The 15,396-nt window shown below is 64.2% G+C and carries 8 protein-coding genes; 4 read left to right on the top strand and 4 right to left on the bottom strand.

Features of this window, described 5'->3' with window-relative positions:
• Positions 1–5: 5 nt before the first annotated feature.
• Positions 6–2,381, bottom strand: coding sequence for a hypothetical protein (locus JW929_14535; GenBank protein ID MBN1440622.1), 2,376 nt, complete (start codon positions 2,379–2,381; stop codon positions 6–8).
• A 159-nt stretch (positions 2,382–2,540) separates the two neighbouring features.
• Here JW929_14535 and JW929_14530 point away from each other — a divergent pair, with 159 nt between their 5' ends.
• Complete coding sequence (locus JW929_14530; protein ID MBN1440621.1) at positions 2,541–3,755, top strand: pyridoxal phosphate-dependent aminotransferase; 1,215 nt, start codon at positions 2,541–2,543, stop codon at positions 3,753–3,755.
• 88 nt (positions 3,756–3,843) lie between these two features.
• Positions 3,844–4,929, top strand: coding sequence for a hypothetical protein (locus tag JW929_14525; GenBank protein ID MBN1440620.1), 1,086 nt, complete (start codon positions 3,844–3,846; stop codon positions 4,927–4,929).
• Positions 4,930–5,274: 345 nt separating this feature from the next.
• Here the strand turns inward: JW929_14525 and JW929_14520 are convergent, their stop codons facing one another.
• The 3 genes from JW929_14520 to JW929_14510 form a co-directional block, all read right to left on the bottom strand.
• Positions 5,275–7,608: a DUF4129 domain-containing protein gene (locus JW929_14520; GenBank protein MBN1440619.1), complete on the bottom strand. Its 2,334-nt coding sequence runs from the start codon at positions 7,606–7,608 to the stop codon at positions 5,275–5,277.
• Complete coding sequence (locus JW929_14515; GenBank protein ID MBN1440618.1) at positions 7,605–8,876, bottom strand: DUF58 domain-containing protein; 1,272 nt, start codon at positions 8,874–8,876, stop codon at positions 7,605–7,607. The genes JW929_14520 and JW929_14515 overlap by 4 nt, the downstream gene beginning before the upstream one ends.
• Positions 8,877–9,244: 368 nt before the next feature.
• The gene (locus JW929_14510) at positions 9,245–9,919 is read right to left on the bottom strand and encodes a hypothetical protein (GenBank protein MBN1440617.1); all 675 of its coding nucleotides are present in this window, start codon (positions 9,917–9,919) and stop codon (positions 9,245–9,247) included.
• Between the two features lie 801 nt (positions 9,920–10,720).
• Here JW929_14510 and carB point away from each other — a divergent pair.
• Positions 10,721–13,921 (top strand): carbamoyl-phosphate synthase large subunit, encoded by a 3,201-nt coding sequence (carB, locus tag JW929_14505; GenBank protein MBN1440616.1) that lies wholly within the window; start codon positions 10,721–10,723, stop codon positions 13,919–13,921.
• 121 nt (positions 13,922–14,042) lie between these two features.
• Positions 14,043–15,032 carry a hypothetical protein gene (locus JW929_14500; protein MBN1440615.1) on the top strand — a complete coding sequence of 330 codons (990 nt, stop codon included), beginning with the start codon at positions 14,043–14,045 and terminating at the stop codon, positions 15,030–15,032.
• The last annotated feature ends 364 nt before the right edge of the window (positions 15,033–15,396 follow it).

Raw genomic sequence — 15,396 nt, 5'->3', positions numbered from 1 at the left:
AGGGGTCACTCTTCGTCCGCAATCAGCATCCGCCCGGAACCCCGCCAGTGGCGGATGCGTCCGGAAGGAAATTCAACGCGGACGGTCTCGCCCTCGCGCAGGATCGTCATCCCGCGCCAGCGGATGGTCACCGGGAAGGGGAAGATCGACCGGCCTCCCGCCCATAATCTGTTGGTGGATACCGGATGCACACCCAGCGCCGAAAGAAACAGGCCGACGGGGAAGATCCCTTGCAGGGAGTTGCGCGGCCCCCATCCCGCGCCGCGTTCGGGGTCGTAACAGGAGCGGAAAGAATGGTCGGCGCGCAGGGAAGCCGCGAGCGCGTCCATCCACTTTTCCACCCACTCCAGCACAAGGTCTCCCTTTCCCAGCCGGAGCGCGGCCTCCCCCATCAGCATATTCCAAACCATCCACACGCCGCCGTCTTCCACTCCGGCGGCGGGATCGGTGCGCGGGACGAACCGCAGGCCGAAGCGGGAATCGAACGCCGAACCGGCGGCCAGCCGCCCGAGCAGCGCCTCCGCGCGCGCGGCCGGGACCGACCGGCTCCACAGCGGCAGAAAATGCGAGAGATCCTCCCGCCTCAGGCCGGGAAGGTCGATCCGGAACTCCATTCCCTCCGCCGGCCCGGCGGCGCGGATCGCATCGATCCGCTTCCAAACCGTGCGACTGAAGCAGGCGCCGGCCCCCCTCAGCCAGAAGAAATTTTCGCCGCGGAATTCCTCTTCGCATTCCTTGCCCTGCGCGTCCCTTCCGGAGAGGATCACCCGCAGGATCGGCCGAGTTTCCGGCGCGCCCGAACAACGCAGAAGGATTCGGGCGGATTCCTCCAGATCGGCGTGCAAGGCGGTCGATCCGCCGGGGCGGCCGCACCATAAGTTCCTTCCGGCCGGGGAAGCATGCGTCACGCGGTCGAGCGTCCGGTAGGCGTCCGCGGCCGCCATCTTTTCCAACGCCCGGCGGGCTTCGCCGCCGCGCTTGTTCCAGTACTGCGCGCGCTCGGGCACGTCGACCAGCCGCGAGAGGCGCGCGGCGGCTGAGCATTCACCCGCCAGGAGCGCCGCCAACGACGGACTCTCCACCTCCTCCGGCAGGATCCAGCCGCCGTGCGGCTCCCTGCGCGCGAACATCGGCGCGGTTTCCGGACCGAGGGAATCCGCACGGTCCCATTCCGGCGCACCGTCCTGGTCGCGGTCGTGCGCCGGATCGAACCACGCTTCCAGTGTCCGTTCGATCAGCGGCCAGAGTTCGGCCACGAACTGCGGGTCCTCGCGGCCGGCTGTCGCCCGGCCTGCGGCTTGCGCCAGGAGCGGCGGCGCGAGCAGTCCGGCGCGCTGCCTCCCGGCGCCGGGGCGCGCATCCGGCAGTCCCTCGCCGGCCGCAACGAGATAATTCCTCAGCAGGTCCTTGGCCGCTTCGGTCCTGGCGAGCGCCCACACCGGGAGGATGAGCATCAGATCGGCCAGGTTTGCTCCGGACCAGGCCGGCGCATAATCTCCGCCGTCGCCGCGCAGCGAGTAGCCGCGCTCCGGATTGCGGCCGTTCACCGGCGAGGCGTGCGGCAGATGGCGGGTAGCCCCGACCAGCGATTGGATCGCCGACGTCTGGGAGAAGGCCAGGACCGCGTCCCAATCCTTGCGGCCGGTCTCGAAATCCGGAATCGATTCGCCCGCCAGTTCGATCCGCGCGGTTTCCGCGTCCCATTCCCGCGCCAGGACCACCCGCGCGCTGCGTAATCCCTCCTCCGCCGTGGGCAGGCAGGAGAACACCCAGCGCACGAAGGCGGGCCGCTCCGGACCGGCTTCGAAAGCCACCTTAAGCGAAGGGACGGCCCCCCGGCCGATTCCAGCCGCGGCCGCCGCTACCAGGACCGGCACCGCGTTCCGCACCTTCCCGCGTAGATACACGCCCTCGTAGGGGCCCGCCGACTCGGCGGTGAACGGCGAACCCTCCGCCGCCGGACGGAGGATGCCCGCCAGCAGGCATTCCCCGCTAACCGGATCGGGCCCGGCCGCGTTCAGCGTGATCCTTCCGGCCAGCGTGTGCGAATCCGGGACCCAGTATTCGCACACCGCCACCAAATCTTTATTCGGGGCGCAGTACACCTTCAGGTAATTCGGCGCGAAGCGGCGCACCGCCGGCGGCGAAGCAAACGCCGCCGGATCCTGCACGGGCCGGCTGGCTGAAATGAAAACCGGAAACAGGCGAAGCGAGACGGCGCGCAAGCCCAGCATAGTCTCCGCGGCCAGCGCGGGAGGATCCCCGCCGCGCAGGCACAGCTCCCAAACCTGGTCGTCGGCGTAATCCGGGGCGCAAAACCGGGCGTCGGCGGCGAGGAAGAGGGACAGCGGATCGGCCGCCTGCAGATTCCACTCTCGCATAGGACCTGCATTGTACGCGATTTGCGCCGCACGGCGCATTGTCGCCGCGCATCCGCCGGACCGGCGCGGTGATGACGGGCCGCACGATCGCAGGACGGATCGGACCGGTCTCCGCCCCCGCCTGATATAATTTCCTCCATCCCCGCCGGGAGCGACCCGATGAAATTAGGCAAACTTGCTTCCTCCATCGCCGAATCGCCGACCTTGAGGCTCAACGCGCTGGCCAAATCCATGCTCGCCGAGGGGATCCCCGTGATCCATCTGGGAGGCGGCGAGCCGAAGAACAAGGCGCCGCGCTCCGCGATCGACGCGGCCTGCGCCTACCTTTCCACCGGCGATGTTAAATACACTCCCTCCGCCGGCACCGCCTCGCTGCGCAAAGCCGCCGCCGAATACACCGAGCGGAACTACGGCCGCCAAGCCACAGCGGACAACATCCTCATCTCCGCCGGCGCCAAGCAGACCCTCTACAACCTGCTCTTCGCGCTGACCGACCCCGGCGACGAGGTGATCATCCCCGCGCCGTATTGGGTCTCCTATCCGGAAATGGTCCGCATGGCGGGCGGCGTGCCGGTGATCGTCCCCTCCTCCCCGCAGACCCATATCCCGCGGGCCGAGGACCTGTTCGGGGCGGTGACCGCCCGGACCAAAGCGATCCTCTACAACAGCCCCAACAACCCGTCCGGGGCGCTCTATCCGGCCGGGCTGGTGGAGGAGCTCGTGCGTTTCTGCGAACGCGAGGGTATCTGGCTCGTGGCCGACGACATCTATCACAAGCTGGTCTTCGACGGGAAGGTTGCCCCCAACCCCTGCGCCTACACCGACCGCGGAGCGGAAGATTCGCGCCTGATTCTCCTCAACGCGGTTTCGAAAATCTACGGCATGACCGGCTTCCGCATCGGCTGGGCGGCCGCTCCCCGAGCGGTCGTCGCCGTTATGAACAACATCCAAGCGGCGACCACTTCCTGCAACTCCGGTGTGCTGATGGCCGCGGCGGAGGGCGCGCTCAAGGGTCCGCAGGAGGGCGTGGCGGAATTGGTGTCGTTGCTCGAATCCAACCGGGATGCGATGCTCGCGGCCTTGGCGGAAATCCCGGGCGTGCGGATCGCGAAGCCCCAGGGCACGTTTTATTGCTTGCCGGATTTTTCCGCGTACGGAAAGGATTCGACCGCGCTGAGCAGCTTCCTGTTGGAACAGGCTTTCGTTGTGACGGTTCCGGGAAAGGAATTCGGCGCCGAAAACCATCTGCGGTTATCCTATTGCGGGAGCCGGGCGGACGTCTTGGAAGGAATCGCCCGCATCCGCTGGGCGCTCGACCCCGCCTCGCCGATGGAGATCCGGATCGGGGAAAAGACCGCCGTGAGGGATTGGTGACCCCCGCCGGCATCCTCCTCCCGCCCCCGCCCTCCCCGGCTTGGTGCGACGCGCCAAACGGTGGAGGATAATGGAGGGGGCATATCCCATGAAATCCTCCCGAGGAAAAATCCGCTCTCCGGTTCGCCGCGAGGATGCGCCGCACTACCTTCTCCTCACCCTGCTGTCGTTCGCGGCCTCGATCACCTTGACCCGCCTGTTCCTCCAACTGACCGGATACCCGCGCCTGGCCTCCGGCAACCTGCACATCGCGCACGTGTTGTGGGGCGGCTTGCTGCTCTTCGCCGCCTCCCTCCTGCCGCTCATTCTCGCCAACCGCTGGGCGCAAACGTCGGCGGCGTTGCTGGCGGGCGCGGGCGCGGGTCTGTTCCTCGACGAAGTCGGAAAATTCATCACCAGCACCAACGATTACTTCTATCCGCCGGCGGCGCCGATCGTGTATGTTTTCTTCCTGCTGACCGTTTGGATCTATGTCCAATTCAGCCGGCCGTCGGCGAAGGATCCGCGCACTTCCCTCTATCGCGTGCTGGAAGGCCTGGAGGAAGTCCTCGACCGGGATCTCGATGCCCGCGAACGGGCGGAACTGCTGACCCGCCTGCGGGAGATCCGCGCCCAGGCGCGGGATCCCGGCCTGCTTCACCTCACCGACGGGCTGATCCAATTTCTGGGAAGCGACCGGCTGATGATCTCCCCTTCGCGGCCGCGCCTCTCGCGGAGAATCCGGGCGCTCCTGAAGCGGTTCGAGCGGCGGCGGCTGTCGCCGGACACCTTTCGGATCCTTCTGGCCGGAGGATTGGCCGCATTAGGGGCGATGCAGGCGGTGGGGTTGGTGCGCCTGCTCCTGGCCCTGCCGGCGCCGGCGAGGTTGGAGGGAATCCTGGCCGGCTGGGTGACGCAAAGCTATGTGTCGAGCCTGACGGCGATGTACTGGTATTCGGCCCGGCTGGGGCTCGAGGCCGTCGTGGGCATGATCCTGATCGTCGCGGCCATGATGCTGATCGTCCGCCGCAACAGGCTGGGGGTTTCCCTGGGCGTCATCGGGCTGATGCTTTCCATCGCCGCCGTCAATCCGCTGGTTTTCTATTTCGACCAGTTTTCCACGATTCTGCCCGCGGCGATTCATTTTCTTTGGCTGCTGTTGATCCTCTATTACCAGCGAAGGCATTCCACGTAGCGGTCTGCGGACAAAGGGGCGGAAGGCGCTTGCGCGGGGGGCCGTAGAATAAGCATGGGGGCGGCGTTTGGGAGTCTGCTCCGCAACCGTTTTTTCGCCGGCCCGGGTTGATCCACGCCGGGATCCGGAGTTACGACGATTGGATTTCCGCCGAGGAACACCCCGCTTGCACCGGCGGCAACCGCACAAAGGGAAACCCGTCCTGATTGGGTTGGATCGGGGGTGGGGGAAAGACGATCACGGGAAGGCGTACGGCGCTAACGGATCGGCTCTCTATCGTGACAATCCGCGTTTTTGTCCACATCGGCCGGCCGGAACCCGGGGATCCATCGCCCAGAACCCGGTTCACCCCGGCTCGGAACGGGCACGGCGCCGGAATACGTTCCGCCATTTTCCGGTCCACCGATTCCACCAGTTAATCCATAGGCCGCGGTCCAACCCGGGCCAGAGTGCGGCCGCTTCCCTCCGCCGCGCGGCGGTGATCGGCTTTCCGCCGTACACCTGCATGGAATATAAATCCACAATCCGATGCAGGTCGACGCCGCGGCCGGGGTTTATCCGCGCCAGCCGGTGCGCGAACTCCGCCGGGGTCGTGGAGGGCAGGCGCGGAACGCCCTGCCTCCGCCCGTGGGTCGCCAGTTCGCGGTATATCCCGGGAAGGACCGCCGCGGGTGCGAGGAACCAATACCGGAAGGGGGCAAGCAGGATCCACGCCAGGGCGAGCGTGGGAAGCGACACCAGCAGGATCAGCGCCGGCGCCGACATGCGGCGCAGAATCCCCCCGATCCAGGTCAGGACGGCCGGAGTCGCGTTTTCCCGCCCCGCCGCCGGGATGAATTCGGAAGCGGCGGGGGCTTCCTCCCGCCGGATCATGGCCATCGAAGACGTGGGTTCGAACTCCACCCAGCCGATTCCGGGAAAGTAGAGCTCCGGCCAGGCGTGCGCGTCGGATTCCAGCACGGTGAATTTCCCCTGGACCGAGTCGAACGTCCCGGATGCGTACCCGAACGCGATCCGGGCCGGGATCCCCGCCGACCGGGCCAGCACCGCCATCGCCGTGGCGTAGTAATCGCAGAAGCCTTCCCTTGAATCGAACAGGAAAAAATCCACCACATCGCGGTCGCGCGGGGGCGCTTCGACGTCCAAGGAATAGCGCATCTCGGCGCGCAGGTATTCCTGGATGGCGACGGCGCGGTCGTAGGGCGTGGCCGGCGCGGCGGTGAGGTCGCGGGCGAGGATATGAACCCGCTGCGGCAATCCCCGGGGCAGCTGCAGGTAGCGTCCGCGGATCCACTGCGGATAGTCCGTCCCCGCGGCGCGCAGTTCGCCGACATCCGCATCCGTGTAAACGGAATCCACTTCGTACGACGATCCCGGCACGAGAATGCCGAAAACATCCTCCCAAGTCCGGGTCACCACCCGGAAAAGCGTATCGACCGTGACCACTTCGCCCGCGGCGTAGAGCGGACCGGATCCGTAGCGGTTCACCGTAACGGCCTGATGGAACTTCACCCCGAACGGCAACTCCTCCCGGATCCTCTCTCCGGGCAGCATTTCCCGTTCCTCGGTCGCGCCGGTGAGCCAGGCGCTGCCGGTGTAGATGTCGTAAGTGACCGCCTTCCAATAATGGTGCGGGGCGGAGGGCTCGCGCATCCCCGGAAAATACTTCAGAGTCTCCCCGGTGACGATAACCAGGACCACCTCGCGGGTCAGGTCCGGGCCGGCGCCCAGGTAATGGGTGAGGGGAAATTCGCTATCCGCCCGCGGAACGCCCGGGCCGACCGCCCCGCCTTCGCCGGAAGTCCGGCCGCCGGCATCCGCCGGCGCGGCCGCCGGCTGGGAATGCTCCCGGATCCAGCGCGAGATGTCGTCGTAGGGTATGGCGGGGACGGTGTACGCGGCCAGCAACAAGAAAGCGAGCACGGGCCCGGCGGAGAAACTCAGGTCCCAGCGGATGCCGGTCGAATACCCCATTCCCCTCCGGTCCCATTCCTCTTCCTTCAGGATGTGCTCCGCAACAATCACGGCCGCCATGGCCAATCCCGCAATCACGACGGCGGAAGGCCAATCCCCGTCCAGGGCGGCGGAGACGCCCGCCGAAAGGATCACCGGCGGAAGGACGGCGGCGAAGGGCTTACGGCGCGCGCTCAGCGCCCAGCCGGCGAAGGCTCCGAGCAGGAAAAACACCAAGCCCCAGAAAAACGCGGAGGCGACCGGATCGAAAATTTCGTCGCCGCGCCGGATGGAAGCCGCCCAGGCGAAGAAGCGCGCCACCACCGACGAAGGCCCGGTCAGGAGCAGGCCCGTTTCCGCCCGCCAAGAGGCCGCGTCGAATTCCAGGTTCCGGAACTGGGGGAGAAATCGTGCGAACCATACGGCCGACAAGCCGATCCAGCGGCGGAACGGAAGATCCAGCCGCCCGACGGTCAGCAGCAGAAAATCAATCCCCAGGGCGGCGTTTGCCGCGGCGGCGGCGGCCGGCGGCAGGGGGAGGCGGCCGATCAGCCAGCCGGCGAGCAATCCGCAGAGGGCCGCGCTGAGGAACAACGCAGCGTCCGCGCGGACGATCAGCGGCGCTATCTGCCCGACCGCCGCCGCCAGGACAGCCGCGAGCAGCGCCGGTTTGAGCAAGCCGCGCGTATCCGTCCGCTTCAGGATCCACTCGCCCGCGGCGTTCATGCGAGCTCCTTCCAGGAAAGGTCGACCTTTTCGGAAATGATCGCCCTCCCGCGGGGAGTGACCTTCCATTTAATGCCGTCCCCGGTGCCGGGGCGCAGATCCTGGCGGCCGAGGAGGTCGCGTGTGATCCGGTATTGGATGATTCCGCATTCCAGGAGCTGGGAGGCAAGCGGTCCGGAATCCCCCTTCCCGCCGTACGACGCGGGATCCAGAAGCAGCACAGTGGGCTTGATGCCGCGGCGCATCAGCCTAAGCAAGGGTTCCAGCCACCGCCCGCTCACCTCCGGGGTGATCAGGATCACGCTGGAGCGGGCGGTTTCGCGGGGCTGCAGCTGGCTCAGGAGGTCGCCCAGCGGCCTCTCCGCGGGAGAAATCATCGCCAGCGCGCGCAGGATATCCCAGAGCTGCGTTTCGCCTTGGCGGGGGGGGAACCAATACAAGTCGCGCGCGCCCTGCCCGACCAGGCCCACCGCCCGCCCTTCGCCGATCCCGCGCGCGGCGAGGGAGGCGGCCAGCACCACGGCGTGCTCGTCGGTGGAATGCTCGCCTTCGCCGGCCTGGCATGCGCGCTGCATGTCGATGAAAATCCACCAATCCCCGACCGGCATTCCGTCGAACAGGCGCACGTGCAGGGTTCCCTTGCGGGCGGAGGTGGGCCAATGGATCCAACGCAGGCTGTCGCCGGGCAGGTAGCCGCGGACGGTCGAGGCGTCCACGGTCCGCTCCTGCGCGTCGATCCGCATCCGGCCGTCGCCGGTCCGGCCGCCGGGGGCGATGTCGATCTCCGTCAGCGGAATCACCGGGGGCATCACCGCCATCGTCGAGGCGGCCGGGTATTCCATTTCCAGCCGGTAGATTCCAAAAGGATCCTGGGCGACGATCGACGTGGGGCCGAGCATGTACACGCCCCGGCGGGCGCACAGGCCCTTGGTTTGCCAGCGGGTTTCAGAATAGCGGCCCACGCCGCTGACGCGGCTGGGATCGTACGACGGCATCGTCGAACGGTCGAGGACGTCCACCCACACGGCCGGAGCCCAGCCCGTATTGATCAGCGAGAAGCGCTCTTCGAGCAGGTCACCCACGTGCGCCCAGCCGAAGCGCACTTCGCGCACAAGAGTCAGATGGCGAGCCAACTCGCGGATCCACGCCCAGCCGATCAGCCAGACTCCGCCCACGGCGATCAACAGCGCGGTCCACTCCTTGCCGGGGGCGAAGAGCTGCACGATCACCAGCGCCGCCGTCAGCGCGGGGAGAAACGGCGCTCGCAAGAAAATCCGGACCGGTCTCGGGCGCTTGTTCATTCCGCAATTGTAACCCGACGCCCGGCCGTCCTGCCACCTACGGACAATCCCGGTCAAGAATATCTTCGTCCGGCTCACAATCCGGCTTTAGCCAATGGAAAATACAGAAATGGGGTTGATGACGATGATCTGTAGCAGAATGGGTTTTCCAGTATCCGTAATGCAAGGTGGACGGTTCGGCCTGCCCGCCAAAAAGATCGGGGGCGATTTGATTCCCAAACTCGCGCGATGCCGGATCGGTGCCCGACCCAGGCAATATCCGCCGTCATGGTAATCGACGAGCTTTCAGCCAAGTTCGGGAAGAAAAACCATTCATCTCATCATCAAGAGGATGGCTACACATGCGGGACGACTTCCTCAATAGAAAAATAAATAACTACCAAATTGATAGCGATCCATGCCGTCCAAAAAAGCAATAGCGGGATGAGTGTAAAAATGGAAAACTTGTCGGCATGTTCGTCATTACAGGCCTTCATTCGGGAAACAAGCATTTCAAAAAGATGACTTTTTTCTTCCGGATAGAATTTGATCGCGGAATAACCCACTGCACCCCAGCCGCTGACTTCGATCGTCGAATTGTGACCCAATAAATTAAAATAGTTTTTTCCTTCCGAAAAGTCGATTCCTTCCTTCCACAACGCTTGCCGCAACAGATGGAACGCTCCACCCTTGACGCCAAGGATTGTCGCATGGATCGCAGAGTCGGATTTGGATCTCCTCCGATAGAAAATCGCAAACACCAGCAGGGGAATAAGCACCGTTATGATCAGGATCAAAAGGACAGATACGACATTGACTTGATTATCAATCACTATCTTCCGGATCCCAAAAACCGATGTGCACAACATCAGCAGCCCCAATCGGAACAGACCATCTTCCGGGATTCGATGGACAATAAACACAGGCCGCCGCCGCCGAATTCCATGAAAACACAGGCCTACGTATCGAATACAATAAAACAGAAAGAGGACTCCCCCTACGACGTAAGGGAAATATTCGTATCGAACCATAAGTTCCTCCTGCGCGAGCTATTCGCCAAACGGGAAAACGGATTTTTCTTGACTCTCTTCGATATCGAATCCCCCAATCCATAAGCAAATTACTATGTAATTACTCAGCCAGTGGTCGTCATGCCCGCGCCGGGATGACAAATAGAACCAAAAACGCCGGCAGCTCTTTTTTGAGATTTTTAGCAACTGATCAGGCAGCTAATTTCTACTGAATAATCTCATCATAACATCACCAGTGTTTTAGGCTTTGTCCGTCACCCCGGCATGATCGAACCTGGGGTCCAGTATTTATTGAAGATATACTGGATGCCGGCTAATTTCACCCCCGGCAAAGAACACGCCGAGGGCGGGCGCCAGCATGACGATCGCCAGCTGAGTAGTAAAGATTTTGCACGGAAATAGACATCCTGAGCAGGCACTAAACGGTTTTGTATCTCCTCTGCCTCCCCCTCCCCCGCCCTCCCCTCTCTCTCTCGAATAATTTGATAACACTACTCTCCCCATGGTTCCTGTCTCAACCGTCCGATCGCGGACGACTCCCTGAAGCGGCCATCGAGGATTGCCATCGCCTCGATGCTTTCCCAGTTATAATACGCTCCCGTACTGTCACGAATAGGAGCGAGTTGCCGGCCGGGTTGTTCCGGAAACGGATTGAGGCGCCTCCGGCCTTTGCGCAACCGCAATCCTCTGCCGCCCATGGTTTTTTCCACAATGCGGCCGCGGGGTTTTCTTCCTTCCCCGCCCGCCGACCGGTAAAGCGACTGCCTTGTCTTTCAGGAACCTTCTATACGGAGCTCGACGATGCCCAAACGCGAAGACATCCACAAGGTGCTGATCATCGGATCCGGTCCGATTGTGATCGGCCAGGCCTGCGAGTTCGATTACTCGGGGACCCAGGCCTGCAAGGCGCTGCGCGGGCTCGGATACAAGATCGTCCTGGTGAACTCCAATCCGGCGACGATCATGACCGACCCGGGCATGGCCGACGCCACCTACATCGAACCGCTGACCGTGCAAAGCGTGACCGAGGTCATTGCCAAGGAGCGGCCGGACGCCTTGCTGCCGAACCTCGGCGGGCAGACCGGGCTGAACCTCGCCTCGGAACTGGCCAAACAGGGCGTGCTGGAAAAGTACGGCGTGAAGGTGATCGGGGTCGACATCGACGCGATCGAACGCGGCGAGGACCGGGTGGCCTTCAAGGAGACGATGAAGTCGCTCGGCATCCCAATGCCCGAGAGCGAGGCGGTCTACAGCGTCGAGGACGCCGAGAAGGTGGCCGAGCGGCTGGGCTACCCGGTGGTGATCCGCCCGGCCTACACCCTCGGCGGAACCGGCGGCGGGCTGGTCTACAACATCGAGGAGCTGCGGGTGGTGGCCAGCCGCGGCATCGCCGCCAGCCTCGTCGGCCAGGTGCTGGTGGAAGAATCCGTCCTGGGGTGGGAGGAGCTGGAGCTCGAGGTGGTCCGCGATTCCAAGGGACAGATGATTACGGTGTGCTTTATCGAAAACGTGGACGCGATGGGCGTGCACACCGGCGATTCCTACTGCACCGCGCCGATGCTGACCATCTCCCCCGAGCTGCAGCAGCGCCTGCAGAAATGGTCCTACGCCATCGTCGAGGCGATCCAGGTCATCGGCGGGACGAATGTGCAGTTCGCTCACGATCCGCAGACCGACCGGGTGGTGGTGATCGAGATCAACCCGCGTACCTCGCGCTCCTCGGCCCTGGCCTCCAAAGCCACCGGCTTTCCGATCGCGCTGATTTCCTCCAAGCTGGCCAGCGGACTCACCCTCGACGAGATTCCCTACTGGCGCAAAGGAACGCTGGACAAGTACGCGCCGTACGGCGATTACGTGGTGGTGAAGTTCGCCCGCTGGGCGTTTGAGAAATTCAAGGACGCCCAGGACCGGCTCGGCACGCAGATGCGCGCTGTGGGCGAGGTGATGAGCATCGGTAAAACCTACAAGGAGGCCCTGCAGAAGGCGATCCGCTCGTTGGAGATCGGACGTTACGGGCTGGGATTCGCCAAGGATTTCCACGAGCGGACCCTCGCGGAGCTGCTCGGGATTCTCAAGGAGCCCACCAGCGAACGCCAGTTCATCCTCTACGAAGCGTTGCGCAAGGGGGCGAAGATCGAGGACCTGTATGCGCTGACCCATATCAAACCCTGGTTCCTGCAGCAGATGAAGGAGCTGGTCGCGCTCGAAGAAGAGATCATCGCATACAAAGGCCGCACCCTGCCCGACGCCCTGCTGGCCCGGGCCAAGCAGGACGGCTTCGCCGACCGCTACCTCGCCCAATTGCTGGGGGTCTCCGAACGGGAGATCCGCGGTCGCCGCACGGCGATCGGCGTGGCGGAGGCCTGGGAGGCGGTCCCGGTCAGCGGAGTGGAGAACGCCGCTTACTACTTCTCCACCTACAACGCGCCGGATTCCGTCCCGACCAGCGCGAAGAAAAAGGTAATGATCCTCGGCGGCGGCCCCAACCGGATCGGCCAGGGAATCGAATTCGACTACTGCTGCGTGCACGCGGCTTTCGCTTTGCGCGACATGGGCTTCGAGACGATCATGGTCAACTGCAATCCGGAAACCGTTTCCACCGATTACGACACCTCCGACAAGCTTTATTTCGAGCCGCTGACGGTCGAGGACGTGCTCGGCATCTATGAGAAAGAGCGGCCCGAGGGCGTGATCGTCCAATTCGGCGGCCAGACCCCCTTGAACCTCGCCCGCGAGTTGGAGGAGGCCGGGGTGAAGATCCTCGGCACCACCCCCGAGGTGATCGACCTGGCCGAGGACCGCGATCGGTTCCGCGCGATGATGGAGAAGATGGGGATTCCGATGCCGGCCTCCGGCATGGCGTCCAACCTGCCGGACGCGCTGGCGGTGGCGGGGCGAATCGGATATCCGCTGATCGTCCGGCCGTCCTACGTGCTCGGCGGCCGCGGCATGGAAGTGGTTTACGACGAAGAAGCGCTCAAGGCTTACGTCGCCGCGGCGGTGCAAATCACCCCAGACCGGCCGATCTACATCGACAGCTTCCTCGAAAACGCGCTCGAAACCGAAGCCGATGCGATCGCCGACGGGGAAGCAACCTACGTTCCGGCGGTGATGGAGCACATCGAGCAGGCCGGGATCCATTCGGGGGATTCGGCCTGCGTCATCCCGCCGGTCAGCATCCCCCCGCGGCACTTGGAGACGATCCTCCGCCACACCCAGCGCATCGCCCACGAACTGGGCGTGGTCGGGCTGATGAACATGCAATACGCCATCGCCGACGACAAGGTCTACGTGCTGGAAGCCAATCCGCGCGCCTCGCGCACCGTGCCGCTGGTCTCGAAGGTCTGCGACGTCCAGATGGCGCGGATCGCCACCCGGATGATGCTGGGGAAAAAGCTGGCCGACGCGGATTTGCGCGAAAGAAAGATTCCGCACTTCGGCGTCAAGGAGGCGGTCTTTCCGTTTCCGATGTTCCCGGAGGTGGACCCGCTGCTCGGACCGGAGATGCGTTCGACCGGCGAAGTGCTGGGGCTGGACCGGACCTTCGGGTTGGCGTACTTCAAAGCCGAGGCCGGCGCCCAGCAAACCCTGCCGACCCGCGGAACCGTGTTGATCAGCGTCGCCAACCGCGACAAGCCGGCGGCGCGGAAGGCGGCCGAGGCGTTTCACGAGCTGGGGTTCCGGATCCGCGCCACCCGCGGCACCCACCGCTACCTGGCCGACAACCGGATCCCTTCCGAGCCGATCAACAAGCAGACTGAAGGCCGGCCCAACATCGTCGACGGAATCATGAACAAGGAGATCCAGCTGGTGATCAACACACCGGCTGGAAAGGAAAGCAAGACGGACGATTCCTACATCCGCAAGGCGGCGATCAAATACCGCGTTCCCTACATCACCACCATCCCGGCCGCGCTGGCCGCAGCCCAGGGAATCGCCGACCACGGCCGCGTGGAGACCCGCGTGCGCTCGCTGCAGGAATACCACGGGGATATCGGATGATCCCGCCCGTCCCCTCCTTTTTCCTCCCCCCTTTGCGGAAAATGAATCCGAACGGAAGAAAAATATTCTCTTCGCAAATGGGGGAGAGCGGGAGGGGGCGGGAAGGCGAGAGAAACGCAATATGAAGCGCATCCCTCCCTGGCTTACCCTGCTCCTACTCGCCCCGCTGCTGGGGGAGATCGTCTCTGGCCATCAGCCGCCGGTGCAACTCTGCAATCCGCTCAGCGTCGCCCTCTTGATGCTGCCGTACGGGCTCGGCGCGCTCGTCTGCCGCGAGCTTGTCCGGCGCTGGAGGAAAGGCGGCCTGAGCCTGATGCTGATGGCCGTCGCCTACGGAATCTTCGAGGAAGCGATCGTCGTGCGTTCGTTTTTCGATCCGAACTGGAGCGAACTCGAAAACCTGAAGCAATATTACGCCCTCGGCGTCAATTGGAATTGGTCCGAAACGATGGTTCACTTCCACGTGCTGATCAGCGTCGCGGCCGCGGTGATCCTGGCGGAAATGATCCACGCCGACCGCCGGACAGAGCCCTGGCTCGGGGATCGGGGGCTGATCGCTTGCATCCTCGGATTAACGTTGTGGGTGCCGGCCGGCTGGCTGATGACCCGGTTCGTCCCGCCCGCGTCGGGGTACATCCTCTCGTGGATCGCGATCGCCGGTTTGGTTCTCGCGGCGCGCCGCCTCCCGGCCGGTTTTCCCCGGCGGGTGAAGAAATCCCCTCCGCATCCGCTGTTCTTCTGGCTGCTGGGCTTCGTCAACATGACGGTGTTCTTCGTTTCGGTGTTTATGCTCCCGGACTTTTGGGCTCCACCGCTGTGGCTGGCCGCCGGCGGGCTGGTCGTCCTGGACGCGCTGACGCTGGGTCTGCTTCTCCGCTGGTCCGGCAACGGCGGGGCATGGGACGATCGGCACCGGCTGGCGTGGGTAGCCGGAGGGCTGGGATTCTTTGTCCTCTTTAATTTCTTCAGCGATGTTGAGGAGGGCTTCGCCGGACGCAGCTGCGTCAGCGCGTTCGCGATCATCGCGCTGGCCGTGCTGGCTTATCGGATCCGCAAACGCCCCCGGACCGCCGCACAAATCCCCGCGGATAATTCCTCGCCTCAGCCTTGACCTCCCTTCCTCGCTTCCCAATCCTCCACCCTCCCTTCGTCTCCGGCTCAGGGATGGGCTTTCCCCCATTTGTAACCTAAGCCAGGAGTGGGGGAAAAGAGCGAGGAAGGGAAGGAATCTGACGCGCTCCTCCGGAAGAATCCGCTTTTCGCGAGCGCCGTCCCATCCCGACTTCCCTGCCGACCTTTTTCACTCATTCGGCGTCTGTTTTCCTCTCCTCCCGTTCCATCCTCACCCCCAACCCCTGCCCCCTCCTCCCATCGTGAGCCGAGTCCCCAGTCGAGGTTGCGGCTGATCGAAACCATCCCATCCCTCCTCCCCCTGCCCCCTCCTCCCTTCCCGTCATACGGGAAGGGAGGAGGGG

The organism is Anaerolineales bacterium (assembly GCA_016928575.1).
In the GTDB taxonomy this organism is placed as follows: Bacteria; Chloroflexota; Anaerolineae; order Anaerolineales; family RBG-16-64-43; genus JAFGKK01.
The sequence above is the reverse complement of the archived record's forward strand: the minus strand, read 5'-3'. Positions and strand labels throughout refer to the sequence as shown.

Excerpts from the sequence above, each read along its gene's own strand:
- JW929_14500 (MBN1440615.1), top strand. The coding sequence starts at position 14,043 with ATGAAGCGCATCCCTCCCTGGCTTACCCTGCTCCTACTCGCCCCGCTG.
- JW929_14530 (MBN1440621.1), top strand. The coding sequence starts at position 2,541 with ATGAAATTAGGCAAACTTGCTTCCTCCATCGCCGAATCGCCGACCTTG.
- carB (MBN1440616.1), top strand. The coding sequence starts at position 10,721 with ATGCCCAAACGCGAAGACATCCACAAGGTGCTGATCATCGGATCCGGT.
- JW929_14535 (MBN1440622.1), bottom strand. The coding sequence starts at position 2,381 with ATGCGAGAGTGGAATCTGCAGGCGGCCGATCCGCTGTCCCTCTTCCTC.
- JW929_14510 (MBN1440617.1), bottom strand. The coding sequence starts at position 9,919 with ATGGTTCGATACGAATATTTCCCTTACGTCGTAGGGGGAGTCCTCTTT.
- JW929_14520 (MBN1440619.1), bottom strand. The coding sequence starts at position 7,608 with ATGAACGCCGCGGGCGAGTGGATCCTGAAGCGGACGGATACGCGCGGC.
- JW929_14525 (MBN1440620.1), top strand. The coding sequence starts at position 3,844 with ATGAAATCCTCCCGAGGAAAAATCCGCTCTCCGGTTCGCCGCGAGGAT.